Source organism: Micromonospora sp. NPDC002411 (assembly GCF_053592955.1).
Window position 1 is genome coordinate 1 of sequence record NZ_JBSFBM010000483.1, and the last position, 3,847, is coordinate 3,847.

At 74.1% G+C, this 3,847-nt stretch carries 4 protein-coding genes; 3 read left to right on the plus strand and 1 reads right to left on the minus strand.

From position 1 onward, the window contains the following. Both ACWCO3_RS32640 and ACWCO3_RS32645 read left to right on the plus strand, forming a co-directional pair. Positions 1-1,337 (plus strand): MinD/ParA family ATP-binding protein (locus ACWCO3_RS32640; protein ID WP_450013769.1); only part of this gene is annotated, 1,337 nt, incomplete at its 5' end. A gap of 56 nt (positions 1,338-1,393) precedes the next feature. Next, positions 1,394-2,329, plus strand: a complete 936-nt coding sequence (locus ACWCO3_RS32645; protein ID WP_358051493.1) for a DUF2567 domain-containing protein — start codon at positions 1,394-1,396, stop codon at positions 2,327-2,329. On the opposite strand, the gene ACWCO3_RS32650 is transcribed toward ACWCO3_RS32645, so the two are convergent. Further along, positions 2,244-2,948, minus strand: a complete 705-nt coding sequence (locus tag ACWCO3_RS32650; protein WP_145779741.1) for an LON peptidase substrate-binding domain-containing protein — start codon at positions 2,946-2,948, stop codon at positions 2,244-2,246. The genes ACWCO3_RS32645 and ACWCO3_RS32650 overlap by 86 nt on opposite strands. Positions 2,949-3,054: 106 nt before the next feature. On the opposite strand from ACWCO3_RS32650, the gene hisD reads away from it, so the two are divergent. Continuing rightward, a partial coding sequence (gene hisD / locus ACWCO3_RS32655; RefSeq protein WP_450013771.1) for a histidinol dehydrogenase occupies positions 3,055-3,847 on the plus strand: 793 nt, incomplete at its 3' end.

Consider the following 3,847-nt stretch of genomic DNA (forward strand, 5'->3'; position numbering starts at 1 on the left):
GGCCGGAGCCCGACTATCGGGCCGAGCCGGCGTACCGCGCGGAGCCGACCTATCGCCCGGAGTCGGGCTTCGGGGCCGAGCCGGGCTTCGGGGCCGAGCCGGGTTACCGGGGTGAGCCGTACCGGGGGGAGCCCGACTATCGGGCGGAGCCGGCGTACCGTGCCGAGCCGGGTTACCGGGCGGATCCGGGCCATCGGGTCGAGCCGACGTACCGGACCGAACCCGAGCCGCCGCCGGTCGTCCCCGACCCGGGTCCGTCGCGGTACGCGTTGCTGGACAACGGTTACCGGCCGGGCGACCCGCCGGTGGAGTCGCGGTACGCCCTGCTGGAGACCGGCTACCAGCCGGAGACCGGCTATCCGGTCGCCGTGCCGCAGCCCCCGCCGGTCGCCGCGCCACCCCCCGCGCCGATCGCACCACCGCCGATCGCACCACCGGTCGCGCCCCCGCCGGTCGCCCAATCGGTCGGTTCGGCGGTCGTCGAGCGCTCCTACCCGCCCCGGATCGAGTGGCGCTCGCAGGGCGTCGACGAGCAGGAACGGGCCAACGGGGTGCTGCGGCGGGATCTGGGCACGCCCCGGGTGTTCGCCTTCGCCAACCCCAAGGGCGGGGTGCACAAGACCACCGCCACAGTGCTCGCCGCGGCCACCGTCGGCAGCGTGCGTGGGCAGGGCGTGCTCGCCTGGGACGACAACGAGCTGCGCGGCACCCTCGGGCTGCGCGCCGGCAGCGCCCGACACGCCCGGACGATCCGGCACCTGGTCACCGACCTGGCCCAGATCGAGATCCTCGAAGGCGAGACCCTGCTGGGTCGGCTGGACGACTACCTGCGGCACGCCTCCGACGGTTCGTACGACGTGCTGGCCGGCGAGGAGAGCCCGCGCTTCGCCCAGCGACTGGACCAGTTCACCGTCCGGCGGGTGCTGGAGCTGCTGCGGCGCACCCACGACGTGGTCTGTGTCGACACCGGCAACAACGTGGAGAGCCCCAACTGGCGCACCGTGATGCAGGCCGCCGACCAGCTGGTGGTGACCACTGTGCCGCGGGAGGACGCGGCGTTCAGCGCGGACTGGATGCTCGACCTGCTGCACGAGGAGGGCATGGGCGAGTTGGCGGACAACGCCGTCACCCTCATCTCCTGCCCGACCCCGGGTCGCTCGCCACTGCAGGACGACCTGGAACGGCACTTCGCCACCCGTACCCGTGGAGTGGCCGTGGTGCCCTACGACCCGGCGCTGGAGACCGGGGCGTCGATCGAGTACCACCAGCTCCAGCCGGAGACCCGGCAGGCGTGGTTGCGGGCGGCGGCGATGATGGTGGAGCCGTTCGCCCGGTGAGCTGGTCTGCCGCCACCGGAGCCCCGGCACTCGACCGCGCCTGAGAGGATCATCGGGTGAGCCCGGACTACCCCGACCCCGCGCGGCCCGTCGACGAGCCCGACCGCCCCGCGCCGCCCCGCACGCCAGGCGCGACCTCGCCGGAGGCTGAGCGGTCGTCCGGGCCGCAGCCGGACGCCGAGCGGTCGCCCCGGTCGCAGCCGGACGCCGAGTCGCAGCCCGGGAACGGGTCGCTGCCGGGGACCGTGCCACCGCCGGAGGCCCAGCTGGCGACACCGCAGCACGGGTACGGTCCGGGCGACGTCCCCGCCTCGGCGGCGTACCAGAGCTCGTTGGAGCTGACCTTCGACGAGCCGCGTCGTCCGCTGCGTACCGTGGCGACGGTGCTGGCCAGCGTGCTCGCCGTGGCTGTCCTGGGTGTGCCCTTCGGGCTGCTCTGGGCGGGGCTCGCGCCGGACACGCCGGTGCTCAAGACCGCCGAGGGGGCGATCTACTCCGACCCGCAACCGGAGCAGCCGATCGCCGCCGACGGGTGGTTCAGTCTGCTCGGGCTGGCCTTCGGGTTGCTGGTGGCGCTCGCCCTGTGGTTCGTGCTGCGACGTCGGCGCGGCCCGGTCGGGCTGCTCGCTGCGGTTCTCGGCGGGTTGGCCGCCGCGCCGGTGGCCTGGCAGGTGGGACGGCGGATCGGATTGGCCACCTTCGACCGGCTGCTGGACACCGCCCCGGCCGGGCAGGCCTTCACCAAACCCGCCGACCTGCGGGCCGGCGGGGTCGACTGGCTGCTCGGTGTCCTACCGCTGCCGCACGGCAACCTGCTGTTGCCGGCGTTCGGCGCCGCGATCACGTACACGCTGCTGGCGGGCTGGTCGCGGTGGCCGGGCCTGCGCCCGGAGCCCGAGCCGGGGCTCAGTTGGGTGTCGGCGGGGACGCCAGTTCCGCCAACGGCACCGGAACCGCCCGCACCTGACGCAGCAGAGCCGCCTCGCGGTTGAGCAGCCGCAGCTCGGCGCGGAGCCGCGCGGCGGTGTCGTCGATGGCCAGCAGCCGCTGCCGGTCGTCGACGGTGAGCGCCGCGGTCGCCGCCACCAGATGGGACAACACCGTCGGATCCTCCGGCAGTTGCTCGGAGATCTCCTCCGGGTCGGGGCGGATCAGCCCCAGGTACTGCCGGAACACCGCGATCACCCGGGCGGCCAACAGGTCGGCGACCTCGTCGGGCCCGGAAGGGTCGGGGAGCCACTCGACGTCCGCGGTCAGGTAGGGAGCCGCGTCCTCGTCGACCTCGGCGATCCGGAACCGGCGGCGGCCGACCGTGACGATGTCGAAACCACCGTCGGCCAGTTCGGTCACCTGCCGCAGCTCGGCGGTGCAGCCCACCTCGTGCAGGGTGACCTCGCCGACGCCCGCCGTCGCGCGGGAGCCGGGACCGGCGGGTGCGACCTCCCAACCCGCCTGGATGGCCACCACGCCGAACTCGCGGGGAGCGCCCTCGGGCAGGTCGACGAGGTGTCGGACCAGCGCCCGGTAGCGCTCCTCGAAGATGTGCAACGGCAGCACCAACCCGGGAAAGAGCACCGTTGCGAGCGGAAACACCGGCAGCCGTGCGGTCACATGGTCGAGCCTAACCAATCTCGCGCCGGTGAGCGTGGCCCGGCTCACCGTCCCGGCGTACGGGCGGCTCGGGTGCACCGCGGGCGGGCCGCCTAGACTCGCAAGGGTGCTGAACCGGATCGACCTGCGCAACGGTCTCGGAGACCCGCGCCGCCTGCTGCCCCGTGCCCAACTCGACGTGTCGGTCGCCGTCGAGCGGATCCGACCGCTGGTGGAGGCGGTCCGCGAGCATGGTTACCCGGCGATCCGGGAGGCCAGCGAGCGGTTCGACGGCATCTCTCCGGAGGTGCTGCGGGTGCCGGCCGAGGCGATCACCGAGGCCGAGGGGGTGCTCGATCCCAGCGTGCGTGCCGCGCTGCTGGAATCGATCAGCCGGGCCCGTCGGGTGCACGCCGACCAGCGCCGCACCGACCACACCACGCAGGTGGTGCCCGGCGGCACTGTCACCGAGCGGTGGCTGCCCGTCGACCGGGTCGGCCTCTACGTGCCCGGCGGCCTGGCGATGTACCCGTCGACGGTGGTGATGAACGTCGTTCCCGCCCAGGCGGCCGGCGTGCGGTCGCTGGTGGTGGCCAGCCCGCCGCAGAAGGACAACGGTGGCCTGCCCGACCCCCGGGTGCTCGCCGCGTGCGCGCTGCTCGGTGTCGACGAGGTGTACGCCGTCGGCGGGGCCCAGGCGGTGGCGATGCTGGCGTACGGCGCTGCTGTCGACCCGTTGGGTGAGCTGCGGTGCGACCCGGTCGACCTGATCACCGGCCCGGGCAACATCTGGGTGACCGCCGCCAAGCGGCTGCTGCGGGGCGTGGTCGGCATCGACGCCGAGGCCGGGCCGACCGAGATCGCCATCCTGGCCGACGACACTGCCGACCCGGCGCACGTGGCCGCCGACCTGATCAGTC